The sequence below is a fragment of the Pseudomonas alkylphenolica genome, from assembly GCF_016009175.1.
Lineage (GTDB): Bacteria > Pseudomonadota > Gammaproteobacteria > Pseudomonadales > Pseudomonadaceae > Aquipseudomonas > Aquipseudomonas alkylphenolica_B.
Map to the genome: position 1 here is coordinate 25041 of NZ_JADUCM010000035.1, position 26628 is coordinate 51668.

23 protein-coding genes and 1 riboswitch are annotated in these 26628 nt (G+C 62.2%); of the genes, 11 read left to right on the forward strand and 12 right to left on the reverse strand.

All coding sequences use genetic code 11. From position 1 onward, the window contains the following. The 5 genes from pyrR to gshB all read right to left on the reverse strand — a co-directional run bounded on the left by pyrR (window position 1) and on the right by gshB (window position 3603). A complete protein-coding gene (gene pyrR, locus I5S59_RS22610) occupies window positions 1-519 on the reverse strand; it encodes a bifunctional pyr operon transcriptional regulator/uracil phosphoribosyltransferase PyrR (protein ID WP_197878556.1) in 519 nt (172 codons plus the stop codon). Window positions 520-572: 53 nt separating this feature from the next. Next, window positions 573-1007, reverse strand: a complete 435-nt coding sequence (ruvX, locus tag I5S59_RS22615; RefSeq protein WP_128321645.1) for a Holliday junction resolvase RuvX — start codon at window positions 1005-1007, stop codon at window positions 573-575. Next, window positions 1007-1576 carry a YqgE/AlgH family protein gene (locus tag I5S59_RS22620; protein WP_197878557.1) on the reverse strand — a complete coding sequence of 190 codons (570 nt, stop codon included), beginning with the start codon at window positions 1574-1576 and terminating at the stop codon, window positions 1007-1009. The genes ruvX and I5S59_RS22620 overlap by 1 nt, the downstream gene beginning before the upstream one ends. Before the next feature lie 58 nt (window positions 1577-1634). Then, complete coding sequence (locus I5S59_RS22625; RefSeq protein ID WP_197878558.1) at window positions 1635-2540, reverse strand: energy transducer TonB; 906 nt, start codon at window positions 2538-2540, stop codon at window positions 1635-1637. Between the two features lie 109 nt (window positions 2541-2649). Beyond that, window positions 2650-3603: a glutathione synthase gene (gene gshB, locus I5S59_RS22630; protein WP_197878559.1), complete on the reverse strand. Its 954-nt coding sequence runs from the start codon at window positions 3601-3603 to the stop codon at window positions 2650-2652. A 216-nt stretch (window positions 3604-3819) separates the two neighbouring features. Between gshB and pilG the strand changes: the two genes are divergently transcribed. The 7 genes from pilG to trhA are packed head-to-tail and all read left to right on the forward strand — an operon-like array spanning window position 3820 to window position 13727. Beyond that, on the forward strand, window positions 3820-4230 hold the full coding sequence (gene pilG, locus I5S59_RS22635; protein WP_128321641.1) for a twitching motility response regulator PilG: 411 nt from the start codon (window positions 3820-3822) through the stop codon (window positions 4228-4230). Window positions 4231-4275: 45 nt separating this feature from the next. Beyond that, window positions 4276-4641, forward strand: a complete 366-nt coding sequence (pilH, locus tag I5S59_RS22640; protein ID WP_128321640.1) for a twitching motility response regulator PilH — start codon at window positions 4276-4278, stop codon at window positions 4639-4641. 11 nt (window positions 4642-4652) lie between these two features. Continuing rightward, complete coding sequence (locus I5S59_RS22645) at window positions 4653-5192, forward strand: chemotaxis protein CheW (RefSeq protein WP_420066468.1); 540 nt, start codon at window positions 4653-4655, stop codon at window positions 5190-5192. A gap of 15 nt (window positions 5193-5207) precedes the next feature. Then, window positions 5208-7253 (forward strand): methyl-accepting chemotaxis protein, encoded by a 2046-nt coding sequence (locus I5S59_RS22650; RefSeq protein WP_197878561.1) that lies wholly within the window; start codon window positions 5208-5210, stop codon window positions 7251-7253. 34 nt (window positions 7254-7287) lie between these two features. Further along, window positions 7288-12594: an Hpt domain-containing protein gene (locus tag I5S59_RS22655; protein ID WP_197878562.1), complete on the forward strand. Its 5307-nt coding sequence runs from the start codon at window positions 7288-7290 to the stop codon at window positions 12592-12594. Beyond that, entirely contained in the window at window positions 12587-13054 is a 468-nt protein-coding gene (locus I5S59_RS22660) for a chemotaxis protein CheW (protein ID WP_197878563.1), read from the forward strand. The genes I5S59_RS22655 and I5S59_RS22660 overlap by 8 nt, the downstream gene beginning before the upstream one ends. Window positions 13055-13109: 55 nt before the next feature. Then, complete coding sequence (gene trhA, locus I5S59_RS22665; protein WP_197878564.1) at window positions 13110-13727, forward strand: PAQR family membrane homeostasis protein TrhA; 618 nt, start codon at window positions 13110-13112, stop codon at window positions 13725-13727. Here the strand turns inward: trhA and I5S59_RS22670 are convergent. After that, window positions 13724-14443 (reverse strand): 16S rRNA (uracil(1498)-N(3))-methyltransferase, encoded by a 720-nt coding sequence (locus I5S59_RS22670; RefSeq protein WP_197878565.1) that lies wholly within the window; start codon window positions 14441-14443, stop codon window positions 13724-13726. The genes trhA and I5S59_RS22670 overlap by 4 nt on opposite strands. A gap of 32 nt (window positions 14444-14475) precedes the next feature. After that, window positions 14476-15882: an adenosylmethionine--8-amino-7-oxononanoate transaminase gene (locus I5S59_RS22675; RefSeq protein WP_197878566.1), complete on the reverse strand. Its 1407-nt coding sequence runs from the start codon at window positions 15880-15882 to the stop codon at window positions 14476-14478. 188 nt (window positions 15883-16070) lie between these two features. Here I5S59_RS22675 and I5S59_RS22680 point away from each other — a divergent pair, with 188 nt between their 5' ends. The 3 genes from I5S59_RS22680 to I5S59_RS22690 all read left to right on the forward strand — a co-directional run bounded on the left by I5S59_RS22680 (window position 16071) and on the right by I5S59_RS22690 (window position 19295). Then, window positions 16071-17915, forward strand: coding sequence for a flavin monoamine oxidase family protein (locus I5S59_RS22680; protein ID WP_197878567.1), 1845 nt, complete (start codon window positions 16071-16073; stop codon window positions 17913-17915). Between the two features lie 216 nt (window positions 17916-18131). Next, window positions 18132-18683, forward strand: a complete 552-nt coding sequence (locus I5S59_RS22685; protein WP_197878568.1) for a cytochrome b — start codon at window positions 18132-18134, stop codon at window positions 18681-18683. A gap of 33 nt (window positions 18684-18716) precedes the next feature. Further along, window positions 18717-19295: a YceI family protein gene (locus I5S59_RS22690; RefSeq protein WP_197878569.1), complete on the forward strand. Its 579-nt coding sequence runs from the start codon at window positions 18717-18719 to the stop codon at window positions 19293-19295. A gap of 67 nt (window positions 19296-19362) precedes the next feature. Here I5S59_RS22690 and I5S59_RS22695 read toward each other — a convergent pair whose 3' ends face one another. The 5 genes from I5S59_RS22695 to ahcY form a co-directional block, all read right to left on the reverse strand. Beyond that, window positions 19363-21270, reverse strand: a complete 1908-nt coding sequence (locus I5S59_RS22695) for a DEAD/DEAH box helicase (RefSeq protein WP_197878570.1) — start codon at window positions 21268-21270, stop codon at window positions 19363-19365. Between the two features lie 224 nt (window positions 21271-21494). Next, window positions 21495-22280, reverse strand: a complete 786-nt coding sequence (locus I5S59_RS22700) for a substrate-binding periplasmic protein (protein ID WP_197878571.1) — start codon at window positions 22278-22280, stop codon at window positions 21495-21497. 65 nt (window positions 22281-22345) lie between these two features. After that, the gene (locus tag I5S59_RS22705; RefSeq protein ID WP_197878572.1) at window positions 22346-23428 is read right to left on the reverse strand and encodes a hypothetical protein; all 1083 of its coding nucleotides are present in this window, start codon (window positions 23426-23428) and stop codon (window positions 22346-22348) included. A 104-nt stretch (window positions 23429-23532) separates the two neighbouring features. After that, window positions 23533-24378 carry a methylenetetrahydrofolate reductase [NAD(P)H] gene (metF, locus tag I5S59_RS22710; protein WP_197878573.1) on the reverse strand — a complete coding sequence of 282 codons (846 nt, stop codon included), beginning with the start codon at window positions 24376-24378 and terminating at the stop codon, window positions 23533-23535. A 95-nt stretch (window positions 24379-24473) separates the two neighbouring features. Then, the gene (gene ahcY, locus I5S59_RS22715; protein ID WP_128321625.1) at window positions 24474-25883 is read right to left on the reverse strand and encodes an adenosylhomocysteinase; all 1410 of its coding nucleotides are present in this window, start codon (window positions 25881-25883) and stop codon (window positions 24474-24476) included. 21 nt (window positions 25884-25904) lie between these two features. Beyond that, window positions 25905-26009: riboswitch (S-adenosyl-L-homocysteine riboswitch) on the reverse strand. Between the two features lie 183 nt (window positions 26010-26192). On the opposite strand from ahcY, the gene I5S59_RS22720 reads away from it, so the two are divergent. Beyond that, window positions 26193-26591 carry an acyl-CoA thioesterase gene (locus tag I5S59_RS22720; protein ID WP_197878574.1) on the forward strand — a complete coding sequence of 133 codons (399 nt, stop codon included), beginning with the start codon at window positions 26193-26195 and terminating at the stop codon, window positions 26589-26591. The last annotated feature ends 37 nt before the right edge of the window (window positions 26592-26628 follow it).

A 26628-nucleotide genomic window follows, 5' to 3' on the forward strand; every position in this document is an offset into this window, starting at 1 on the left:
TTAAAGGGCGGAAGCGGAAGCGAGGTCCTGGCGCTCGAGAGCGAGCGGCGCGGGTCCGGTCAATTTTACCCGTTCATGGGCGGCCAGCGACAGCGTCGCACCGACCACATTCGGCCGGATCGGCAACTCGCCGGCATCCAGGTCGAGCAGGCAGACCAGGGTTACGCTGGCCGGACGGCCATAATCGAACAGTTCGTTGAGGGCGGCGCGGATGGTACGGCCGCTCATCAGCACGTCGTCCACCAGGATCAGGTGCTGGCCTTCAATCTCGAATGGCAGGTCGGAAGGGCGCACTTGCGGGTGCAGGCCGTTCTGGCTGAAGTCGTCGCGATAGAACGAGACGTCGAGGGTGCCTAGCGCACTGTCGCTGCCCAGTTCTTCGAGCAGGGCCTGGGCCACCCAGATACCCCCGGTGCGGATGCCGATGAAACGGGGTTCGGTGATGTTGCGTCGGGCCAGATGGGCACGAAGGTCGACAGCCATCTGCCGGATCAGTTCGGCGGGATTGGGTAGGCTCATGCTTGCTCCTCAATAGACCGGGGGCGTAGCGCTGCCCGGCTTGAATCCGATGGTCAGGATTGCCCGGTATTGGCCTCCAGCCAGCCTTGCAGCAGCAGGGCCGCGGCGATGGCATCCACCGGGTTGTCGCGGTAACTGCCACGCTGGCCGCCGCGGGCCATGCGTTCGCCCTTGGCTTCGAAGGTGGTCAGGCGTTCGTCGTGAGTATGCACGGGCAGGTTGAAGCGGCCGTTCAGGCGCCGGGCGAACTTCTCGGCGCGGGCACTCATTTCGCTGGGCGTGCCGTCCATGTTCAGCGGCAGGCCAACGACGATGGCATCGGGTTGCCATTCCTTTATCAGTTTTTCCACCTGGGCCCAGTCCGGCGCGCCGTTCTGGGCTTTCAGGGTGCACAGCTCGCGGGCCTGGCCGGTAACGACCTGACCAACCGCGACGCCGATCTGTTTGGTGCCGTAGTCAAAGCCCAGCAGCAGGCGCAATTCGGCCATCAGGCGTGCCCCGCCTGGCTGGTGAGCAGGCTGAGGTTGATGCCCAGGCTCGCCGCGGCGGCTTCAAGGCGCTGCTCGCAGGCCATGCCAAAGATTATTTCAGGGTCGAACGGGCAGTTCAGCCAGGCATTGTCAGCCAGTTCCGCTTCCAGTTGGCCCGCTTCCCAGCCGGCGTAGCCGAGGGTGATCAGGCTTTGCTTTGGCCCGGCGCCATCGGCGATGGCAAACAGGATGTCCTGGGAGGTGGACAGCGACAGGCCATCGAGCTGGACGGTGGCCTGGAAGGTCTTGTCGTTGGTGTGCAGGACAAACCCGCGGTCAGTCTGTACCGGGCCGCCCAGGTAGATGGGCACGTGGATGCAACTGGCCGGCGCTTCGACCTCAGGCCGCAATTGCTCGAGGATATCCGCCAGGTTCAGCTCTTGCGGGCGGTTGACCACCAGCCCCATGGCGCCATTGGCGTTGTGCTCGACGATGTAGGTCAAGGTATGCGCGAAGTTCGGGTCGGCCATGTGCGGCATGGCAATCAGGAACTGGTGCTTGAGGTAACTCGGGCTGAGGTTTTTCATGGTTGATAGTGTGGCGTTGGGACGCCTCACTGACAAGCCTGTTGTAGGTGCGTCAGAGTCAGTTGCTGGACAACCGGTCGCCGCGTGCAAAGCGCCAGGTGCGAATGATCTCCAGGCGGTCGAACTCGGCCAGATCGCCGGTAAACGGTGCAAAGGGCGCGGCCAGGCGCACGATGCGCTGGGCGGCCTGGTCGAGCAGCGGCTGGCCGGAGGATTCCAGTACCAGGACTTCGTAGAGCGAGCCGTCGCGGTTGATCGAGACCATTAGCCGCAGGCTGCCGTAGATCTGCTGGCGGCGCGCTTCGTCGGGGTAGTTGAGATTGCCGATACGCTCGACCTTTTTGCGCCATTCGTCTTTGTACCAGGCGCCCTTGTCGCGCATCGTCGAGGCCGCATTGAGGCGATGGATGCGCGGGCGTTTGGCGTACAGCTGCTGTTCGGGGGACAGCTCGGCTTCGAGGCTGGCTATCTGGCTGGACAGCTGCGAGCTGTCGAATTCGGGAGTGGCAGCCTTGGGTTTTGGCTGCGGCTTGGCTTCTTTGGGCCGGGTTTCGACTTTTTGCGGCTTGGGTGCCTGGGTGGTCACCACGGCCTTGGGCGGGGCCGGTTGTGGTTGCACCTCGGGCTTGGCTGCCGGCGGGGGCGTGACCTTGTTGATCTTGCTGTCCTGGAACGGCGCGATTTCGGTGGTTTTCGGCACCGCCTTCTTGTCCAGCGTGCCGCTGCCCTGCTGGTTGTCCTGGGCGAGGTAGTCAGCCTTTTCCGGCGCTTTCTCGCTCTTGAAGGTGGACAGTGTGATTTCCATCGTGCGGCGAATTTCTTCGGGTTTGGCGAAGGTAAAGCCCACACCGAGGATCAGCGCCAGGTGCAGCAGAGCTGCCAGAAACAGGGTAAAGCCGAGCCGGTCCGCCGGGCGAACGCGGGGCGGGGAGAAGTCGGCAGGGATGTCAGCAGGCAGCGTCATCGGGTATCCAGCAACCACAAGGCCGGCGAAAAACCGGCAGAGCGAGTGCACAGGTCAAAAAAACGACCCGCATGATACCCCACTCTGCGCAGTAGCTTCGCGTCGGCGGTCAGCGCGCCTTGAGCTTGCGATCAATGGCATCCATCAACTGTGCGCCGATAGCGGTACCAAAGGCGTTGTCGATCTCGCGAATGCAGGTCGGGCTGGTCACGTTGATTTCGGTCAGGTGCTCACCGATCACGTCCAGGCCGACGAACAGCAGGCCTTTCTCACGCAGGGTCGGGCCGACCTGTGCAGCGATCCAGCGGTCGCGGTCAGTCAGCGGACGGGCTTCGCCGCGGCCACCGGCGGCCAGGTTGCCACGGGTTTCACCGCTGGCAGGAATGCGCGCCAGGCAGTACGGCACAGGCTCGCCATCGATCATCAGGATGCGCTTGTCGCCCTCGACGATCGCCGGCAGGTAGGCCTGGGCCATGATCTGCGAGGCGCCGTTGAGGGTCAGGGTCTCGAGGATCACCGAGAGGTTCGGGTCGCCCGCGCGGTGACGGAAGATCCCGGTACCGCCCATGCCGTCCAGCGGCTTGAGGATCACGTCGCCATGTTCGGCGGCGAACTGGCGGATGATGTCGGGGCGACGGCTGACCAGGGTCGGCGGCGTGCATTGCGGAAACAGGGTGGCGAACAGCTTTTCGTTGCAGTCACGCAGGCTCTGCGGGCGGTTGACCACCAGCACGCCGGCGGTTTCGGCCTGTTCCAGCAGGTAGGTGCTGTAGACGAACTCCATGTCGAACGGCGGATCCTTGCGCATCAGGATCACGTCGAGGTCGCTCAGGGCGTTGTCCTGCTCGGCGTCCAGCTCGAACCAGTGCTGCGGGTCGGCAAACACTTTCAGCGGGCGCATCCGCGCACGGGCCTGGCCCTGGCCTTGGTACAGATCCTGTTGCTCCATGTAGAACAACGACCAGCCGCGCTCCTGGGCGGCGAGCAGCATGGCCAGCGAGCTGTCCTTTTTGTAGGAGATGGACGCAATGGGGTCCATGACAATCCCGAGGCGAACGCTCATGGGGTAGTTCCTCTCGGCGGCGCTATGCCGCAGTAGCTCGAATGAAAAGTGGCATCAGGGTGGCGCCCGCAGCGCCGGCGGTCAAGGGAAAAACGCATCCTGGGCGGGCCGTGGCGCGGGCCGATGGAATGCACCCCCAGAGTGTGCTAAAAAGGCCTGGCACGTGGCCTGCACGGCCCTTCCAGGCGACGCCTGAGCAGCGATGGTAGAGCGATTATGGAACAGCCCGGCACGGCACTGAAAGTGATGGTGATCGATGACTCCAAAACGATCCGTCGAACCGCACAAATGTTGCTCAGTGAAGCAGGCTGCGAGGTCATCACGGCCACCGACGGCTTTGATGCCCTGGCCAAGATAGTCGACCAGCACCCGCAGATCATATTTGTCGACGTGCTGATGCCGCGTCTGGATGGTTACCAGACCTGCGCCCTGATCAAGCACAACAGCGCTTTCAAGGACACACCGGTGATTCTCCTGTCGTCCCGCGATGGCCTGTTCGACAAAGCCCGGGGCCGTGTGGTCGGCTCTGATCAATTTTTGACCAAGCCTTTCAGCAAGGAAGAGCTGCTGGACGCAATCAGGGCGCATGTGCCCGGGTTCGCCGCAGAAGAACAACACGCACCCTGACGCCGCGCCAGCGCCGCGGCGTTCATTCCTTTGATGGGGAACAGCATGGCCCGAGTTCTGATCGTCGACGATTCGCCGACCGAAATGTACAAACTGACCGGAATGCTCGAAAAACACGGGCATCAGGTACTCAAGGCCGAGAACGGCGCCGATGGCGTGGCCCTGGCTACTCAGGAGAAGCCCGACGCGGTGCTGATGGATATTGTCATGCCCGGCGTAAACGGTTTCCAGGCCACCCGCCAGTTGAGCAAAAACCCGGAAACTGCATCCATTCCCGTGATTATCGTCACCACTAAAGATCAGGAAACCGACAAGGTCTGGGGCAAGCGCCAGGGCGCCAGCGACTACCTGACCAAACCTGTGGATGAAGACACGCTGATCAAGGTGCTCAACGGCGTTCTCAAAGGTTGATCAAGCAGCCCATGGGCGAGTCACTGACGGCGTTCGAACTGCTGCTCGACATCGACCGGCGCTGCCGCCTGCTGGCGGCGGACCTGCCGCTGCAGGAGGCGCGGCTGCAGAGCTGGAGCGGCATCGGCTTTCGTATCGCTGACCAGTGGTTCGTCGCGCCCATGGGCGAGGTGGCTGAAGTCCTGCACGAGCCGCGCTTGAGTCGGATCCCGGGGGTAAAACCCTGGGTCAGTGGCGTGGCCAACCTGCGCGGACGTTTGCTGCCGGTGATGGACCTGTGCGGTTTTTTCGGCTTGGGCCTGTCGGCAGCGCGCAAGCAGCGGCGGGTACTGGTGCTCGATCACGAAGAGCTGTTTGCCGGGTTACTGGTCGACGAGGTTGTAGGCTTGCAGCATTTTCCGCTGCACAGCCTTGACCTGTCACCACCCAAACCCCTGCTGGACGGCGCGGCACCCTTCGTTCAGGGCCATTTCCAGCAGCAACGTTGCTGGGCCATTTTCAGTCCGTTGGCCCTGGCCCAGGCGCCGGGTTTTCTTGATGTGGCGTTGTAAAGGAATGCCAGAGTCGTGACCAATACCAAGACGGCTACTTTGACCCAAGGCTCGCGCAGCAGCGCCCGGATCGCGGCGTTGTTCGTCGTGCTGATCCTGTCGATCGTGCTGTTGTTCGCCAACTTCGCCTACCTGAACACCCAGGCCAACTACGACAAGCAGTACATCGGTCACGCCGGCGAACTGCGGGTGCTGTCCCAGCGCATTGCCAAGAACGCCACCGAGGCGGCGGCGGGCAAGGCGCGGGCGTTCCGCTTGCTCAGTGAGGCGCGCAACGATTTCGAGCAGCGCTGGGATTACCTGAAAAAGGGTGATGCAAGCACGGGCCTGCCTGCGGCGCCACCGGCGGTGCGCAACGAAATGGACGCCGTGCTGCGCGACTGGGAAGGCCTGCGCAAGAATACCGACACGATCCTGGCCAGCGAACAGACGGTGTTGTCGTTGCATCAGGTCGCGGCCACCTTGGCCGAGACCGTGCCGCAGCTGCAGGTTGAATACGAACAGGTTGTCGATATTCTGCTCAAGAGCGGTGCACCGGCCAATCAGGTGGCGGTGGCCCAGCGCCAGTCGCTGTTGGCCGAACGTATTCTCGGTTCGGTGAATACAGTGCTCGCCGGTGATGACACCTCGGTGCAGGCGGCGGATGCCTTCGGTCGTGATGCCAGCCGTTTCGGCCAGGTGCTCGAGGGCATGCTTGCAGGCAACCCGAGCATCCAGGTCACGCGGGTTCAGGACCCCGATGCCCGGGCGCGGCTGGGCGAGATCGCCGAGCTGTTCCAGTTTGTCGCCGGCTCCGTGGATGAAATTCTTGAAACCTCGCCGGAGTTGTTCCGCGTGCGCGAGGCGGCCGGGAACATCTTCAACCAGTCGCAGACCCTGCTCGACGAAGCTTCGCGTCTGGCCAACGGCTTCGAAAACCTGGCCAGTGGCCGCACCCTGGATACCGTCGGGGGCTATGTATTGGGCCTGCTGGCCCTGGCGTCGATCATCCTGATCGGTCTGGTGATGGTGCGTGAGTCCAACCGGCGACTGCGTGAAACCGCGGAAAAGAACGAGCGCAACCAGCAGGCGATCATGCGCCTGCTCGACGAAATAGAAGACCTGGCCGACGGCGACCTGACCGTGATGGTCTCGGTGACGGAAGACTTTACCGGCGCCATTGCCGACTCGATCAATTACTCCATCGACCAGCTGCGCGATCTGGTGGCCACCATCAACCTCAGTGCCGAGGAGGTGGCCAGCGCCGTGCAGGACACCCAGACCACGGCCCGTCAGCTGGCCAAGGCCTCGGAGCACCAGGCCGAACAGATCACCGAAGCGTCGGTGGCGGTGGGCGACATGGTCGAGTCCATCGACCGGGTGTCCACCCATGCCTACGAGTCGGCCAAGGTGGCCGAGCGCTCGGTGGCCATTGCCAACAAGGGCAACGAGGTGGTGCACAACACCATCCATGGCATGGACAACATTCGCGAGCAGATCCAGGACACCGCCAAGCGCATCAAGCGCCTGGGCGAGTCTTCCCAGGAAATTGGCGATATCGTCAGTCTGATCGACGACATTGCCGACCAGACCAACATTCTGGCGCTCAATGCGGCGATCCAGGCGTCGCTGGCCGGCGAGGCTGGGCGTGGCTTCGCGGTGGTTGCCGACGAAGTCCAGCGCCTGGCGGAGCGTTCATCGTCTGCCACCCGGCAGATCGAGGCACTGGTACGCACCATTCAGGCTGATACCAACGAAGCGGTGATCTCCATGGAGCAGACCACCGCAGAAGTGGTACGCGGTGCGCGCCTGGCCCAGGATGCCGGCGTCGCCCTGGAAGAAATCGAAGGCGTGTCGCAAACCCTCGCCGAGCTGATCCACAGCATCTCCGATGCCGCTCAGCTGCAGACCTCTTCGGCCGGGCAGATCTCGCATACCATGGCGGTGATCCAGCAGATCACCTCACAAACCTCGGCAGGCTCCAGTGCGACGGCCGACAGCATCGGCAACCTGGCGCGCATGGCGAGTGAAATGCGTCGTTCGGTGTCCGGTTTTACCTTGCCACCGACATCGCCGCGATGAGCGTGCGTCCGTGAGCATGGCATCGGGAGCAGATATGGCTGAGCGGCACGACACAGTGGCCCTGGCCTGGGTCAAGGGCGCCATCACCGAGTGCCTCGGACAGGCACGCCTGGCGCTGGAGCAGTTCTCAGCAGAGCCTGGCGATGAGCAGGTGCTGGCCGGGTTTACCGACAACCTCCATCAGGTGCGCGGTTGCCTGGTGATGCTCGAGCTCAGCGGCGCGGCCCTGTTGGCCGAAGAGCTGGAGCAACTGGGCCTGGCCTTACGCGTAAAGCGTGTCGCTCAGCGTGGCGAAGCCCTGGGCGCGCTGTTTCGCGGTCTTGAGCAGTTGCCGTTGTACCTTGAGCGGCTGCGCAGTGCCCGGCGTGATCTGCCGCTGGTGGTGTTGCCGGTGCTCAATCAACTGCGTGCCGAACGTGGCGTCGAGCCGCTGGGGCAGAGCAGTGTGTCGGGCGCCGCGCCGGTGGCTGCCGACGAGCTGGCCAACCTCGACCTTTCGTTGGGGTCGTTGCGCGAGCGCCTGCACGCCGGTACCGATCGCGATGCCTTGCGTTCGGTGGTGGCGGCGTTGTGCGACGACTTGATGCGGGTCAAGGAGCGTCTTGACCTGTTCGTGCGCGGTGACCGTCAGCGTCTTGATGACTTGCAACCCTTGCTCTCGCCCCTGCGGCAGATTGCCGATACCTTGGCGGTGCTTGGCTTTGGCCAACCCAGGCGGGTGATTATTGACCAGGTATGGGTGCTGCAGAGCCTGGCCCAGGGCCAGCGCGCGGTGGACGACGCAGTGTTGATGGATGTTGCGGGTGCGCTGCTGTATGTCGAGGCGACCCTGGCCGGCATGGTCGGCCCGCTGGAGCAGCACCCGAGCCAGAGCTCGCTGCCGGGTACCGACCTGGCCGAGATCCGTCAGCTGGTGCTGGAGGAAGCCCATGCCGTGTTGCAGCAGGTCAAGGACCAGATAGGCGATTGCCTTGAGGCCGGCTGGCAGCCCCACCGGTTGCAGTCGTTGCCGGGATTGCTGCAGCAGATCCGTGGCGCCCTGGCCATGCTGATGTTGCCCCGTGCAGCAACCCTGATCGGCCAGTGCGGTGATTACGTCCAGGCCAGCATGCTCGGCAGCGCCCCGCCGGATGACGCTGCACTGGCGCACCTGGCGGATGCACTGAGCGCCTGTGAGTGCTATTTGCAGTGGCTGAACGCCGACCCTCAGGCAAACCCCTGGTCGTTCCTGGAGCAGGCGCAGTCCAGCCTGGCAGCCCTGGGCTTTGCCCCGGCGCCGGAACCTGCGGTGGAGATCAAGGCGGCGGTGGTTGAAGAACCCGTCGTCGATGAAGAACTTCGCGAGGTGTTCCTCGAAGAAGCCCAGGAACTGTTGCCCGAACTCAATCGCCAGTGGGCACGCTGGCAGGCCAATACCGGCGACCGTGATGCACTTATCGAGCTGCGCCGTGGCCTGCACACCCTCAAGGGCAGCGGGCGCATGGTGCGGGCACAAGGTCTGGCAGAGTTGGCATGGTCCGCCGAGCACCTGCTCAACCGCGTGCTTGAAGGACGCGTGGAAATCGGCGCTGCGCCGCTGGCCAGTCTGCAGCAGGCCCTGGACATGTTTCCCGGGTTGCTGGTGGCGCTTGCCAACGGGAACCTGCAGATCGGCAAGGACCTCGAGCAGTTGTCGCTGCGCCTGCACGCCCTGGCCATGAACGACGCGCCGCATGAGGCGGACAGTCAGGAGGCCATTGACCCACAACTGGTGGAAATTTTCCGAAACGAGGCGTTGGGACACCTGGCCAGCCTCGAGCGCTTCCTGGCGGCGGCCGACCAGCATTTGCCGCAACCGGTCAGCGACAGTTTGCAGCGCGCCTTTCATACCCTCAAGGGCAGCGCGGCCATGGCCGGTGTGAAGCCCATTGCCGAGCTGGCCACGGCGCTCGACCTGCTGGCAAGGGAATTCAAGGCCCACCAGCTGGCGTTCGACATTGAAGAGATTTACCTGCTGGAGAGCGCCGAGCCGCTGTTGCGCCGCGGCCTGGAGCAACTGGGCAGCGCGCCTCAGGCACCGATCAATGGCGCCTCGACGCTGATCGAGGATATTCAGCAGGTGGTCGATGCCCGCCTGCAGGCCTTGCAGCAGGCACCGCGCCAGGGCGGCAGGATCAAACGCGATCCGCAATTGATCGCCAGCTTTCTTGCCCAGGGCATGGATATTCTGCTCGATGCCGAATCGCTGTTGCTGCGTTGGCAGGAGCATCCCGGCGAGCGCCAGGAGCTCAATGCGTTGCTCGACGAGCTGACCACCCTGGGCCAGAGCGCGCACCTGGCTGACTTGTGGCAGGTGGATGAATTGTGTGAGGCCTTGCTGGACCTTTACGGGGCGGTCGAAGAAAGCAGCCTGGCAGTCAGTGCGCATTTTTTCGAACAGGCCCAGCAGGCCCATGAGGCACTGATCGACATGCTCGATCAGTTGGCCGCAGGTCAGGAGGTGAGCCCGCGTCCGGAACGCCTTGAGGCCTTGAGCAAACTGCTCGACGAAGCGCTGGCGCCCGACGCCACAGGCCTGATCCGCCATCAGGGTGGCCAGGCACAGATCGCCGATCTGGGTGCTGCCACGGCGGCCCTGGCCGTCGATCCGGCGGTGGTGGAGCTGTTTCTCGAAGAAGCCAACGATGTGCTGCAAAGCGCCGATCAGACGCTGGAACGCTGGCTGGCTGACCCGGACAATGGCTCGGCGCTGTCATCGTTGCAACGCGATCTGCAGACCCTCAAGGGTGGGGCGCAGATGGCCGAATTTGGCACGGTCGAGGTGCTGGCCCAGGAACTTGAGCTGGTGTACGAAGGCCTGGTTGATCGACGCTTTGCGCCGACTCCAGAACTGGTCGCCTTGCTCAAGCGCAGCCACGCTCAGTTGGCCCGGGTGCTTGAGCAGTTGCAGGCCGGTGCTGCGCCCGCTTCGATGGTGGAGTTGCTGGCAGCACTGCGTGAGTATCGTCATAGCGCACCGCCTGCCGTTGTGCTGGAAAAGGTCGCAGACCCGGTTGAAGACGCCGGCGACAAAGAGCTGCTGGAAATCTTCCTTGAGGAGAGCTTCGATATCGTCGAAAGCTCAGGCGCTGCCTTGCTGCGCTGGCAGGCCGAGCCGCGCAACAGCGTCGAGATCGAGAACCTGTTGCGCGACCTGCACACCCTCAAGGGCGGCGCGCGCATGGTGCAGATTGCGCCGATCGGCGACCTGGCCCATGAGCTGGAGTTTCTTTACGAGTTGCTGGCCGCCGGGCAGTTGCAAGCCAGTGCCGCTCTGTTCAGCCTGCTGCAAAACTGCCATGACCGCCTGGCACACATGCTCGACGCGGTGCGCCTGCAGCAGCCGTTGCATGCTGCCACGGCACTGATCGACTACATCCGCAACTTCAGCAGTGCCGCACTGGCCGATACGGCGGCCCAGCAGTCGCAACCTGAAGCAGCACCCGTGGACGTGCCGGCAGCGGCACCTGAGCGTGGCCCGGTGGACATGGTCAAGGTGGCCTCGGAGCTGCTCGATGACCTGGGCAACCTCGCAGGCGAGCACTCGATCCTGCGCGGGCGCATCGAACAGCAGGTCAACGACGCCCAGGTGGCACTCAACGAGATGGAAACCACGCTGGAGCGTATGCGCGATCAGTTGCGCAGGCTGGACACCGAAACCCAGGGACGGATTCTCAGCCGTCAACAGGCCGATGCCGGTGGCCAGCTCTACGATGACTTTGACCCGCTGGAAATGGACCGCCATTCGCAGCTGCAGCAACTCTCCCGGGCCCTGTTCGAGTCCGCTTCCGACCTGCTGGATCTCAAGGAGACCCTCGCCGTACGCGCCCAGGACGCACAGAGCCTGTTGCAACAGCAGGGGCGGGTGAACACCGACCTGCAGGAAGGCCTGATGCGCACACGCATGGTGCCGTTCGAACGCCTGGTGCCACGTTTGCAGCGGGTGGTTCGGCAAGTGGCCAGCGAACTGGGCAAGCAGGTCGAACTGGTCGTTGGCAATGCCGAGGGCGAGATGGACCGCAGTGTGCTCGAGCGCATGGTGGCACCGCTGGAGCACATGCTGCGCAACGCCGTCGACCACGGCCTGGAATCCAGTGAAATACGCCAGGCCGCCGGTAAGCCTGCGCAAGGGTTGATTTCGTTGAACCTGCTGCATGAAGGCGCCGATATCGTCATCGAAATGAGCGACGACGGCGCGGGTGTGCCGTTGCAGGCGGTCCGCAACAAGGCCATCAAGCGGGGCCTGCTGGACCCGGCGGCGGTGCTGAGCGATCACGAGATCATGCAGTTCATTCTGCAACCGGGCTTCTCTACCGCCGAAAAAATCACCCAGATTTCCGGGCGCGGCCTGGGCATGGACGTGGTCCATGAAGAGGTCAAGCAACTGGGCGGCTCGATGGTGATCGAGTCCCGGGCGGGCAAAGGCGCGCGCTTCCTGATTCGCTTGCCGTTCACCGTCTCGGTCAACCGGGCGTTGATGGTGCAGTACGGTGAAGAGCAATACGCCGTACCGCTCAATACCATCGAAGGTATCGTGCGGGTGCCACCGGTTGAACTGGAAGCCTGCTACCAGCTTGAATCGCCGTATTACGAATACGCCGGGCATCGCTACGAATTGCACTACCTGGGCGGGCTGCTGCAAGGTGCCGTGCAGCCACGCCTGCTCGGCCAAAGCCTGCCGTTGCCGGTGCTGCTGGTGCATTCTCACGAGCAGCAGTTTGCGATTCAGGTCGATAGCCTGGCGGCCAGCCGCGAGATTGTGGTCAAGAGCCTGGGGCCGCAGTTCGCCAGTGTTCAGGGGCTGTCCGGGGCGACCCTGCTGGGTGACGGTCGGGTGGTGCTGATCCTTGATCTGCTGGGGCAACTGCGCGGCTTGCACCATCGACATGCCCAGCGCATTGGGGCCCTTGCCGGTGTCCAGTTGCAAGCTATCGAACAGGCCCCGACGCGACCGCTGCTGGTGATGGTGGTCGATGACTCGGTGACAGTGCGCAAGGTCACCAGCCGCTTGCTCGAACGCCATGGCATGAACGTACTGACGGCCAAGGACGGGGTCGATGCCATGGCCCTGTTGCTGGAGCACCGCCCGGATATCCTCCTGGTGGACATCGAGATGCCGCGCATGGACGGCTTCGAGGTGGCGACGCAGGTACGCAACGACCCCGACCTCAAGGATTTGCCGATTATCATGATCACCTCGCGAACCGGACAGAAGCACCGCGACCGGGCGATGTCCATCGGCGTCAACGACTACCTGGGCAAGCCCTATCAGGAGTCGGTATTGCTGCAGAGCATTGCCCGCTGGAGCCCTCGCCATGCTTGAACAATCTGCCCGCAACGGGCGTCGCAGCAGCCTGACCGGGCTGTTGCTGGCAATGTCCGATCGCTGCCTGGTGTTGCCCAACGTCGCCGTAGCCGAGCTGATCGGCTACCAGGTGGGGACGCCGGCGACGGACCAGCCGCCGTGGATGCTGGGCTGGATCGAGTGGCGCAACCAGCGCTTGCCACTGCTCAGCTTCGAAGCGGCGTGCGGGGGACAAGTGCGGATTGGCGAACGGGCGCGGATCGTCGTGCTCAATGCCCTGGGTGGCAGTCGCCTGCGCTTCATTGCCTTGCTGGTGCAGGGCATCCCGCGTTCGTGCAAGCTCGACAGCCAGCTCAACTACGTGGATGTGCCGTTGGCGGCGCTGGAGCTGGCGGCGGTGCAAGTGGGGGATCAGGTTGCCAGAGTGCCTGACCTGCCGGCGCTTGAGCAGTTGCTGGAGGAAGCAGGGCTGGTTTGAAACATTTGCCTGTGTAGGATGGGAACCCTGTCCGTAGTCTGGAGGACCCTGTCGCATGTATCACGGTGAACGTTTCAACGCCTGGACCCATCTGGTCGGCGCAGTGCTCGCCTGTATCGGCGCCATCTGGCTATTGGTGGTGGCGAGTCTGCAAGGCGACCCCTGGAAGATCGTCAGTCTGGCGATCTACGGCTTTACCCTGCTGTTGCTCTACAGCATCTCGACGATCTATCACAGCGTGCGCGGCAAGGCCAAAGTGGTGATGCGCAAGCTCGATCACTTGTCGATCTACCTGCTGATTGCCGGCAGCTATACACCGTTCTGCCTGGTCAGTCTGCGCGGCCCCTGGGGCTGGAGCCTGTTCGGCGTGGTCTGGGGGCTGGCGCTGATCGGCATGCTGCAGGAGATCAAACCGCGCTCCGAAGCACGGGTGTTGTCGATCATCATCTATGCTGTGATGGGCTGGATTGTGCTGGTGGCGGTCAAGCCGTTGCTAGCCAGCCTCGGCACGGCGGGCTTTGCCTGGCTGGCTGCCGGTGGTGCGTTCTACACCATCGGCATCATTTTCTTTGCCTTCGACAGCCGCTTTCGCCACTGGCATGGCATCTGGCACCTGTTCGTCATCGCTGGCAGTTTGCTGCACTTCATCGCAGTGTTTTTCTACGTGCTTTAGAAGTCGCCCCACAACTGCTGAGCCACGGCCAGGGCCACCACCGGTGCGGTTTCCGTGCGCAGTACGCGCGGGCCGAGGCGGGCGGCATGGAAGCCGGCGGCCTTGGCCTGCTCGACTTCGGCTTCGCTCAAACCACCTTCCGGGCCGATCAGAAAGGCCAGGCTGGCGGGTTGCTGATGGCTGGTGAGCGGCTCGGCAACCGGGTGCAAAACCAGCTTGAGCTGTTCGTCACAGGCCTTGAGCCAATCAGCCAGCAACACCGGCGAGTTGATCAGTGGCACGCTGGAGCGGCCGCACTGTTCACAGGCGCTAATGGCGACCTGGCGCCAGTGGGCCAGCCGTTTGTCGGCGCGCTCATCCTTCAGGCGAACTTCGCAGCGCTCGCTGACGATCGGAGTGATGACCGTGGCCCCCAGTTCCGTGGCTTTCTGGATGGCCCAGTCCATCCGCTCGCCACGGGACAGGCCCTGGCCGAGGTGAACCTTGAGGCTGGAATCGGGTTGACCGGCAAACGACTCGTTCAGTTGCACCCGCACGGTCTTCTTGCCGACTTCAAGTAGCTGGCCGAGGAATTCCATGCCGCTGCCGTCGAACAGTTGCACGGCGTCACCAACGGCCATGCGCAGGACCCGGCCGATGTAATGGGCCTGGGCCTCAGGCAAGTCATGCTCACCAAGGCTCAGGGGGGCGTCAATGAAGAAGCGGGACAGTCTCATCTCATAACTCTGGGTAGGTGTTGGCGATGCGGTTAGCCCGGATCGCGGAAGTCGGGGTGGAAATCTGCCGGAACTGCGACGCTGACACTGTCGCGTGTGGCGATATCAATGCCTTCGCTGGCCACTTCGGCAAGGAAGTCGATTTGCTCCGGGGTAATGACGTAGGGCGGCAGGAAGTACACCACGCTGCCCAGTGGACGCAGCAGGGCGCCGCGGGTCAGGGCGTGCTCGAAGACTTTCAGGCCGCGCCGCTCCTGCCAGGGGTAGGCGGTCTTGCTGGCCTTGTCCTGAACCATCTCAATGGCCAGGGCCATGCCGGTCTGGCGCACTTCGGCGACATGGGGGTGATCGACCAGGTGCGCCGTGGCACTCGCCATGCGTGCAGACAAACCCTTGTTGCGTTCGATGACGTTGTCTTGCTCGAAGATGTCCAGGGTCGCCAGTGCCGCAGCACAGGCCAGCGGGTTGCCGGTGTAGCTGTGCGAGTGGAGGAAGGCGCGCAGGGTCGGGTAGTCGTCGTAGAAGGCGCTGTACACCTCATTGGTGGTCAGGCACGCGGCGAGGGGCAGGTAGCCGCCGGTCAGGGCCTTGGACAGGCAGAGGAAGTCCGGGCGGATGCCGGCCTGTTCGCAGGCGAACATTGTGCCGGTGCGGCCGAAGCCCACGGCGATTTCGTCATGTATCAGGTGCACGCCGTAGCGGTCGCACGCTTCACGCAGCAGTTTGAGGTAGACCGGGTGGTACATGCGCATGCCGCCCGCACCCTGGATCAGCGGCTCGACAATGACGGCGGCGACGCTGGCGTGGTGTTCTGCCAGGGTGTGCTCCATGGCGGCAAACATGTTGCGCGAGTGTTCTTCCCAGCTCATGCCCTCTGGGCGCAGGTAGCAGTCCGGGCTTGGTACCTTGAGGGTGTCGAGCAGCAGGGCCTTGTAGGTTTCGGTGAACAGCGGCACATCGCCGACCGACATCGCGGCGATGGTTTCGCCGTGGTAGCTGTTGCTCAGGGTGATGAAGCGCTTTTTTTCTGGCTGGCCTTTGTTCAGCCAGTAGTGAAAGCTCATCTTCAGCGCAACTTCGATGCACGACGAGCCGTTATCGGCGTAGAAGCATCGATCCAGGCCATCAGGTGTCAGCTTGACCAGGCGCTCGGACAACTCGATGACCGGCTGGTGGCTGAAACCGGCGAGGATCACGTGTTCGAGCTGGTCGACCTGGTCCTTGATGCGCTGGTTGATCTGTGGATTGGCGTGGCCGAAGACATTGACCCACCAGGAGCTGACTGCGTCGAGATAGCGCTTGCCCTCGAAATCTTCCAGCCACACGCCTTCACCGCGTTTGATCGGGATCAGGGGCAGGTGTTCGTGGTCTTTCATCTGGGTGCAGGGGTGCCACAAGACCTTGAGGTCGCGTTCCATCCACTGTTGGTTGAGGCCCATTTCGATTCTCCTGGCGACGACAGCGCGCACGTGCGGCGCAAGCCTATGCAATGCGTCGACGAAGGACAACCCGTGGCATGCAATCAGCTACCTGGCATTGCTGGCGAGCGGGCTTGGCGTGACGTATCCTTCGGCTATTCTTTCCGGGGGCTTCCCCCACATTCTGCTTTGATCCGGAGTTCGCCAAAATGTCTGCTGCTTGGCTGCGCGCCTGTGCGCTCGTAATGATAGGACTGTTCAGCGGTGCTGCGCTGGCCAAGACCCCGACGGCAATCGTCGTGGGTGGCGGTCTGGCGGGCCTGACCGCTGCATATGAACTGCAGGGCAAGGGCTGGCAGGTCACCCTGCTGGAGGCCAAGTCCGGCATGGGCGGGCGCTCGGGCCTGGCCACCAGCGAGTGGATCGGCAACAGCAAGGCGCAGCCGACCCTCAATCAGTACCTCGATACCTTCAAGATCAGCACCCAGCCGGCACCGGAGTTCGTGCGTACGCCGGGCTACCTGATCGACGGCGAGTACTTCAGCTCGACGGACCTGGCCACCAAGCAGCCGGCCACCGCCGAGGCGCTCAAGCGCTATGAAAAGACCCTCGACGACCTGGCGCGCTCGATCGACGATCCGCAGAACCCGGCCGCCAACAGCACTTTGTTCGCCCTCGACCAGCTGAACGTGTCCACCTGGCTGGACAAGCTGCAACTGCCGACCACCGCTCGTCAGTTGGTCAACCAGCAGATTCGTACCCGCTACGACGAGCCATCGCGTCTGTCGCTGCTGTATTTTGCCCAGCAGACCCGTGTCTACCGTGGCGTCAGCGACCGCGACCTGCGTGCAGCCCGCTTGCCTGGTGGCAGCCCGGTACTGGCCCAGGCGTTCGTCAAAGAGCTGAAGACCATCAAGACCAGCTCGCCGGTCAGCGCCATCACCCAGGACAAGGACGGCGTCACTGTTAAAGTCGGTAGCGTGGGTTACCAGGCCGACTACGTAGTGCTGGCCGTGCCGCTGCGTGCACTGGCGAAGATCCAGATGATCCCGGGCCTGGACAACCAGCACCTGGCAGCCCTCAAAGGCACCAACTACGGTTGGCGCGACCAGTTGTTGCTGAAGTTCAAGAGCCCGGTGTGGGAAAGCCGTGCGCGCATGTCCGGTGAAATCTACAGCAACACCGGCCTGGGCATGCTCTGGATCGAACCGGCGCTCAAGGGTGGTGCCAATGTCGTCATCAACCTCTCGGGTGACAATGCCCGCCTGCTGCAGGCCTTTGGCGACAAGCAGATGGTCGACCAGGTGCTGATCCGCCTGCATGCGTTCTACCCGCAAGCCCGTGGTGCGTTCACCGGTTATGAAGTACGCCGTTACAGCACCGATGCCAACATGGGCGGCGCTTACCTGGCCTACGGCCCGGGGCAGATCAGCAAATTCTGGCGCCTGTGGGAGCGTCCGGTTCAGCGCGTCATCTTTGCCGGTGAGCACACTGATGCCCTGTACCCTGGCACCCTCGAAGGCGCGCTGCGCAGCGGTCAGCGTGCGGCAGGCCAGGTGCAAGACCTCGCCGCAGGCAAGTCCTTCGATCCCGCCAAGGCAGCCACTGTTGCCGGTGCGGCCGCCACGGCGGCAGCCGCCAGCAAAGGTAATTTCTTCTCCAACATGTTCGGTGGATCGTCCGATAAGCCGGCGAAAGCGGTAGACACTTCGAAACAGGAAGAAAGCAAGCCGGGCTTGTTCAAGCGGATGTTTGGCAGCGATGACAAGCCAGCCGCGCAACCGGAAGCGAAAGCTGCCGACGCCGCTCCGGCACCCGTAGCCGCGTCAGCGCCGGTATCCACGCCAGCAGTGGCCCCGGTCGCCAAGGAAGAAGCCGTCAAGCCTGCACCTGCCAAAGCGCCAGCCAAACAGGCCCCAGTGAAAAAGCCTGTGGCCAAGGCCGACCAGGCGAAGAAAACTGCAGCCAAGGCGACCGCGCCAGTGAATAAAGCCACGGTCAAGGCTGAACCAGCCAAAAAGCCGGTGGCCAACATTCAGGCCAAGGCGCAGTAATGCGCTGAAACCCCAGACAAGCCCGTCCCCGCCGTCACCTAAAGGGTGAGCGGGCTTGTCCCTTGATGCATTCCTTCCCCCGTAGTTAATGTTTCCTTAATGGCGCTGTAAAACACTAACAATCGTCTTTCTCGATATTTCAAAGCAAAATTTTCGGCTTTAATTCGATAGATAACTCGTTAGTCTTGGGCACAGTTCTTTCAGGGAAGCACGGCAATGCAACTGCGCAATTCATCCTCTCGTTACGGCCTTGTCAGCATCGTCATCCACTGGGGTGTGGCGCTGGTTGTTTTCGGGCTGTTCGCGTTGGGCTTGTGGATGGTCGGTCTGGACTACTACAGCGCATGGCGCAAAGACGCTCCGGACCTGCACAAGAGCATCGGCCTGGTGTTGCTGGGCGTGATGCTGCTCCGGGTGCTCTGGCGTTTCATCAGCCCGCCACCGCCGGCACTGCCGAGCTACAGCAAGTTAACCCGCGTGGGTGCCACGTTCGGCCACGCGCTGCTCTATGTCGGTCTGTTTGCAGTGATGATAGCGGGTTATCTGATTTCCACTGCCGACGGTGTAGGCATTCCGGTGTTCGGCCTTTTCGAGGTGCCGGCGCTGGTCAGCAACCTGCCTGATCAAGCGGATATTGCCGGTGAGATCCATCTGTATCTGGCGTGGGGCCTGGTGATTTTTTCCGGTCTACATGGCCTGGCAGCCCTGAAGCACCACTTTATCGACCGTGACGCGACCCTCAAGCGCATGCTGGGCCGCAAAGCTTGATGTTCAACCTCAACTCCAAAGGGATATAGACGCATGTTGAAAAAGACTTTTGCCGCTTTGGCGCTCGGTACTGCTCTGCTGTCGGCTGGTCAGGCCATGGCTGCCGATTACAAGATCGACAAGGAAGGTCAGCACGCTTTCGTTGACTGGAAGATCGGTCACCTGGGCTTCAGTTTCATCCACGGTACGTTCAAGGACTTCGATGGCACCTTCTCGTGGGATGCCGCCAAGCCTGAAGCGAGTAAGATTGCAGTCGACCTGAAAACTGCCAGCGTCTGGTCCAACCACGCTGAGCGTGACAAGCACATCGCCAGCGCAGATTTCCTCGATGTGAAGAAGTTCCCGGAGGCCAAGTTCGTCTCCACCGCAGTCAAATCGACCGGCGAGAAAACTGCTGACGTGACCGGTGACCTGACCCTGCACGGTGTGACCAAGCCGGTAGTGTTCAAAGCGACCTTCGTCGGTGAAGGCAAAGACCCATGGGGCGGCGAGCGCGCTGGCTTCAACGCCACTACCACCCTGAACCTGGTCGACTTCGGCATCAAAGGCCCAGGCCCGGCTTCGCAGACCCTGGACCTGGATATCTCGGTCGAAGGTGTGAAGCAGAAGTAACATTGCAACCCGCACCAACAAAAACGCCGCCCCTAGGGGCGGCGTTTTTTTTTGGTGCGTCACTGAATCAGCGGTTACGCGTCAGTAGTGCCGGCTTCTCGCCACGCGGACGGCTTGGCAGTTGCTCAAGCTGTTCGGCTGTCGGGAAGCGGTCGATTTTCGACTCTTTGTGCATGATCTTCGGTTGCGGCTGACCTTCTCGCGGGTTGCGCACGGCAGGCTCGCTCGACGGAGTGTCGCTGCCTGGGCGGCGATTGCGGGCACCACCGCCATCACGACGCTGCTGGCCACCGCCGCCGTTGCGCGAACCACCGCGCTTCTCACCGTTGGCCGAGCCACCTGCGCCGCTGCGCGGGCCGTTGTTGCGGCCCTGGTTTGCACCGCCGCCTGTGCCGGTACGTGGCTGGCCGCCTGTGCCGGTACCGCTTTGAGCCGGAGCACCCGGGCGACGGTTGCGACCCTGATTACCTTTGTTCTGGTAAGGGCTGACGTAGTCGGCACGGTTGCCGAAGTTGTCTACTTCATCATCCAGGAACTCTTCCGGGTCACGATCCGCCGGGATCGACGGTGCGCCTGCCTGGGTTGACTGCGCCTGGCGAGGCTTTTTGTTGTCGCGTGGCTTGCGCTCCTGACGACCACCGGTACCAGCAGATTTCTCTGCGGTTTTTTCCTTGTCCTTGTCGCGACCTTTGTCCTTGCCCTGATCCTTGCCTTTGTCCTTGCGGCCACCGTTGCTGCTGTTGGTGCCGTCAGCGCGTTGGCCACGGCCACCGCGAGGATTGTTTTGCGGCCGTTCACGGGTTTCCGGCTTCTCGGCTTCTACCTTGGAGGCGTCAAAGCCCATCAGGTCGCCATCCGCAATCTTCTGCCGGGTAACGCGTTCAATGCTCTTGAGCAGCTTCTCTTCGTCGGGAGCGACCAGCGAGATGGCCTCACCGGAGCGACCAGCGCGGCCAGTACGGCCGATACGGTGCACGTAGTCTTCTTCAACGTTGGGCAGCTCGAAGTTGACGACGTGTGGCAGCTGGTCGATGTCCAGGCCCCGGGCGGCAATATCGGTGGCAACCATGATGCGCACGGTGCCGGCCTTGAAGTCGGCCAAGGCTTTGGTGCGGGCATTCTGGCTCTTGTTGCCGTGGATGGCAGCAGCGGTCAGGCCGTGCTTTTCCAGGTACTCGGCCAGGCGGTTGGCGCCATGCTTGGTGCGGGTGAACACCAGTACTTGCTCCCAGGCCCCGGTGGTAATCAGGTGAGCCAGGAGTGCGCGCTTGTGGCTGGCCGGCAGGCGGTAAACACGCTGCTCGATACGCTCGACCGTGGTGTTGGGCGGCGTTACCTCGATGCGCTCGGGGTTGTGCAGCAGCTTGTCGGCCAGCTCGGTGATGTCCTTGGAGAAGGTCGCCGAGAACAGCAGGTTCTGACGCTTGGCAGGCAAGCGCGCAAGGACCTTTTTCACGTCATGGATAAAGCCCATGTCGAGCATACGGTCGGCTTCGTCCAGCACCAGGGTTTCGACGTGGGAGAGGTCGACGCTGCCTTGGCCGGCCAGGTCGAGCAGGCGGCCAGGGCAGGCCACCAGCACATCGACGCCACGGGCCATGGCTTGAACCTGTGGGTTCATGCCAACACCACCGAAGATGCAGGCGCTGACGAATTTGAGGTCGCGGGCATAGACCTTGAAGCTGTCGTGTACCTGGGCGGCCAGTTCACGTGTAGGGGTCAGCACCAGAACCCGCGGCTGGCGAGGGCCATGGCGCTGGGATTTGTCGGGGTGACCGCCCGGGAACAGGCGTTCAAGGATCGGCAGTGCGAAACCGCCAGTTTTACCAGTACCTGTCTGGGCGGCAACCATCAGGTCGCGACCTTGCAACACGGCGGGGATGGCCCGCTGTTGCACCGGAGTGGGCTGGGTATAGCCTGCGGCCTCGATGGCGCGGACTAGAGCCTCGGAGAGACCGAGGGAAGCAAAGGACATGAGTAATCCTGTTCTTAGTGGGGGCTAAGCCCGATGGGATAATCTTGCCTGGCGCGACGGGCATCGGGTGATGCTATCGCGTCCGGTCCAGCAGGGCCTTCAATGCGCATCCGGAATGTGGCGGGCGGGCTCTTGGCCGCGCTGTCCTGCCGGTCGGGATGCCTTTTGCAAGGCCAAGCGTCCGGGCGTAAGCCTGGCGGGAAGGCCCGAGTATAACAGAGCAATCACGGCGTGCCGCTTTCCTGCTGCTCAACGGTGGGTGGAAATTTATCACCCATGCTGGCGTAGCGGGCATTCAGGGCTGCATAGGCGGGTTCACGTTTGAACCGGCGCAGTTCTTCGGCGAAACGATGGGCCAGTGCATCCATCCCGGTGTTGCGGCGTATGGCCAGGTACTGCTGCTGGCTGTTGACGACCAGTGGCAGTTCGCTGACCTCCTGCGCCAGGCCCAGTTCGTTGGCTACAAATCGACCAACGCGGCGGTCCGTAATGAGCAGATCGATACGACCCCGCTGCAGTTTGCCAAAATTGGCTTCATGGGTCGGTGCCGGCTCGCGCTTGAACCGCGGTGACTCATTGAAGGCGGTCGAGTAGGTGTAGCCAGGCGAGGTGCCAATGGTTAACCCGTCCAGGTCTTCCAGGCGCTTTACCGAATGAGGGCGGGCGTTGGCATAGAACAGCACGAAGGCCACTTCCGACAAAGGCTCGTCGGGGTAGTGCAGGTAGTGGTCGCGCTCTTCGGTCTGGAATATATCCAGAATGCCATCGGCCAGGCCCTGGTCGATCATCGCCAGGCAGCGCTTCCAGGGCAGGAACTGCCAGTCCACCTCCACGCCCAGGCGCTTGAACACCTCGACGGTCACTTCGTAGTCGATGCCTTTGGCCTGACCGTTTTCCAGGTACACATAAGGCGCCCAGGGCTCGGTGACGATGCGCAGTTTCTCGCCATGGGCAAACGTACTCAGGCAAGTGAGCAACAGGACGGTAAACAGGCGGGTGAAATCGGGCATGGCGGGAGATTACGACGTGCGCACGGCTATGGCTAGTAGACGTGCGCACAGCGTTGGCAAGGCGTTCAGTGGTGTGAGCGCTTTAACAGGGAGTCACGCACTGCCCGACGTTTACTGCCAAGGCTCAGGCGCATGCCAGGGTGGTCGAACCACTGCTTCAGCTTGTTCTGACACACGGGTTGTGGGTGGCGCGCGTTGAGGTTGGCCAGCGCCTTGTCCCACCAGGCGGGGGCGCTGGCGCGGTCGAATTCGTTGGGGTATTCGTAGCAGCCATACATCAACTCGCGCAGGAACTGGCGCTGCTCGGTCGGCAGGGTCAGGCTCAAGGCTTTGTAACCCAGACGCTGCAAGGCGGGCGGCTTGGGCAGTTGCGCGTTGACCTTGGTGACATCTTCCAGGGCTTCGCGGCTTAGCGGTGCGTGCTGGTGCTTGGCCAGCCAGGCCTGAACCTTGGCGCGGAACAGCTGCTTGCGGCTCCAGTAGTGATGGATCAGGTCGGTGCACTGATTGACCTGCATGCTGCGGTAGGCGGCAACGGACAGGCAGAACTCTTCCAGCGTGTAGGCGCCATTGGCGTGCGGGTAGTACTCGTCCATCAGGGCGACGGAGCGATCAAGCAACGGCGCATCCTGTTGTGTCAGCCCGATCACTCCGGAATTGAGCAGGGGCATGTGCTGATCGGCCAGGCCGCGTGTTTCAAGCATCGACGCCAGGCGCTGGAACAGCGGGCACTGTTTGTCCGCGCCATAGGTGCTGCCGATGGCATTGCACAGCAATGTACCGGGTGCAACGCGACGGAACAGTTCGATGGGCGACTGATGGAAGAAGGTGTCAGTATCGATCAGCACGGCCATCGGTGCCTGGGCCAGTACCTGGCGCAGGACGACATGCTTGCTGCGAAAATGATAGCCGTAGGGCTGGTTCCAGGCTTCACGGGTAGCGGCGTCGAGCGGGTGGACGGTTACCGGAAGTTGTTGGTAGGGCTCAGGGTCGTCGCTGTAGACCTGGATGTCCAGGGCCTCACCGGGTGTCTTGCGCAGGTTGGCCAACGCGCTGACGATGCTGAACTGTGCTTCTTGATGATAGGTTTTGGCCCCGAATACCAGGTAAACAAGTTGCGGGTGAGTAGAGGTATGTCCTTGGGGCATGGTGGCGCAATAATCCGTTAGTTGTAAATTGCAGAAAGGCCTTAGCGTAAGCCAAGGCCCGTCCAAAATCTGCATCAATTGTTACTAACGGTAAATTGCGTCGATCAGCGGGGCAACTTGAGGTTGTTCCAGATCGCCAGGCTCGGATCTGCCTGGTTCAGGGTGTAGAAATGCAGCCCTGGCGCACCGCCTTGCAGCAGTTGTTCGCTCATGCGGGTAATGACGTCTTCACCAAAGGCCTGGATGCTCTGGACGTCGTCGCCGTAGGCTTCCAGTTGCTTGCGGATCCAGCGCGGGATCTCGGCGCCGCAGGCGTCAGAGAAGCGCGCCAGCTTGCTGTAGTTGGTGATCGGCATGATCCCCGGTACGACAGGAATGTCTACGCCCAGCTTGCGTACGCGCTCGACGAAGTAGAAGTAGCTGTCGGCGTTGAAGAAGTACTGGGTGATGGCGCTGTCGGCACCGGCTTTGGCCTTGCGCACGAAGTTGTTCAGGTCATCTTCGAAGTTGCGCGCCTGCGGGTGCATCTCTGGGTAAGCGGCAATTTCGATATGGAAGTGGTCGCCGCTTTCCTGGCGGATGAACTCGACCAGTTCATTGGCATAGCGCAGCTCACCGCTGGCCATGCCCATGCCCGAAGGCAGGTCGCCACGCAGGGCAACGATGCGCTTGATGCCGGCGGCCTTATATTGGGCCAGCAGGCTGCGCAGGTCGTCTTTGCTGTCGCCGACACACGACAGGTGAGGTGCGGCCGGGATCTTCACTTCGCTTTCCAGCTGCAGCACAGTGTTCAGCGTGCGATCACGGGTCGAACCACCGGCACCGTAGGTGCAGGAAAAGAAATCCGGGTTGTAGCTGGCCAGCTGACGGGCAGTGGCGAGCAGTTTTTCATGTCCAGCATCGGTCTTGGTCGGGAAGAACTCGAAGCTGTAACGACGTTCCTGAGACATGGCGAAATCCTGGTAAACCGATCAAGCAGGCCAGCGCTGTGGCTGGCTTACAGAAAAAAGCCGGTGACGCTTGAGGCGTCACCGGCTTTGGCCCATCAGTAGCGGTAGGCGTGCGGCTTGAACGGCCCTTCAACAGTCACGCCGATGTAGTCGGCTTGCTGCTGAGTCAGCTGGGTCACTACGCCGCCGAAGCCGCGGACCATTTCCAGGGCCACTTCTTCGTCGAGTTTTTTCGGCAGCACTTCAACGGTCAGGCGCTCGGCCTTCTGCGCAGGCGACAGGTCGGCGTATTTCTGGCCGAACAGGAAGATCTGCGCCAGTACCTGGTTGGCGAATGAGCCGTCCATGATGCGGCTTGGGTGACCGGTGGCGTTACCCAGGTTGACCAGGCGGCCTTCGGCCAGCAGGATCAGGTAGTCGTCGTTTTGTGGGTCGAATTCGCCAGCGCCGGTACGGTGGATCTTGTGTACTTGCGGTTTGACTTCTTCCCAGGCCCAGTTCTTGCGCATGAAAGCGGTATCGATTTCATTGTCGAAGTGGCCGATGTTGCACACCACAGCGCGCTTTTTCAGGGCTTTGAGCATGTTCGCGTCGCAAACATTGACGTTGCCGGTGGTGGTCACGATCAGGTCGATCTTGCCCAGCAGTGCCTTGTCGATGCTTGCTTCGGTACCGGTGTTGATACCGTCGATGAACGGCGAAACCAGCTCGAAGCCGTCCATGCAGGCTTGCATGGCGCAGATCGGGTCGACTTCGGTGACCTTGACGATCATGCCTTCCTGACGCAGCGACTGGGCGGAGCCCTTGCCCACGTCACCGTAACCGATGACCAGCGCTTGCTTGCCGGACAGCAGGTGGTCGGTACCGCGCTTGATGGCGTCGTTCAGGCTGTGACGGCAGCCGTACTTGTTGTCGTTCTTGCTCTTGGTGACCGAGTCGTTGACGTTGATGGCCGGGATTTTCAGCTCGCCCTTGGCCAGCATGTCCAGCAGGCGGTGAACGCCGGTGGTGGTTTCTTCGGTCACGCCGTGAACGCGATCCAGAACGGCCGGGTATTTCTTGTGCAGCAGTTCGGTCAGGTCACCGCCATCGTCGAGGATCATGTTGGCGTCCCATGGGGCGCCGTCCTTGAGGATGGTTTGTTCCAGGCACCACTCGTACTCTTCCTCGGTTTCACCTTTCCAGGCGAATACCGGGATACCGGCAGCGGCGATGGAAGCAGCGGCCTGGTCTTGAGTGGAGAAGATGTTGCAGGACGACCAGCGTACTTCGGCACCCAGGGCAACCAGGGTTTCGATCAGCACGGCAGTCTGAATGGTCATGTGGATGCAGCCGAGGATCTTCGCACCCTTGAGCGGTTGCTCTTGCAGGTACTTGCGGCGCAGGCCCATCAGTGCAGGCATTTCCGATTCGGCGATGATGGTCTCGCGACGGCCCCATGCAGCCAGGGAGATGTCAGCGACTTTGAAATCGGTAAAACCGGCAGGCGTGTTTACAGCGCTCATGAAGAGCCTCCATTCGTAATGTGCGAATGGGCGCCGTTGTGCGTTTAGTGTCGGCAGGCAGGCCTGGCCAGACAACGCCCCATCCGAGCCTGACAGGTAGAACCTGCTGCAGCGCCCCTCGGACAGGTGGCGGGAACGGTATCAAGTGCAGATGACCGTTTTTCAAGCGATGGCGATTATAGCCGTGCCTGCGCATCTGCCCAAGGCTTTCTGTCGATTAATCGAGACCATAGTCGATGTTAAATGGAGGCGGGGGGCGAGCTCTGCCATCATTAGCGTCATCAATTGGCAAGATGGTCAGGAGCAGTTATGAATTTTCACACCCGCAAATGGGTAAAACCTGAAGACCTCAACCCCAATGGCACCCTGTTCGGCGGCAGCCTGCTGCGCTGGATCGACGAAGAGGCGGCGATTTATGCCATCGTCCAGCTGGGTAACCAGCGTGTGGTCACCAAGTACATCTCGGAGATCAACTTCGTCAGTGCGTCGCGTCAGGGCGACATTATCGAGCTGGGTATCACCGCCACCGAATTCGGCCGCACCTCTATCACCCTCAAGTGTGAAGTGCGCAACAAGATCACCCGCAAGAGCATCCTGACGGTAGACAAGATGGTCTTCGTCAACCTGGGCGAAGATGGTTTGCCGGCAGCGCACGGGCGCACCGAGATCAAATACATAAAGGACCAGTTCGACACCACGGTCGAGTAAGCAATTGCATCGCCAGAAAGCCGGCTCCTTGTAGGAG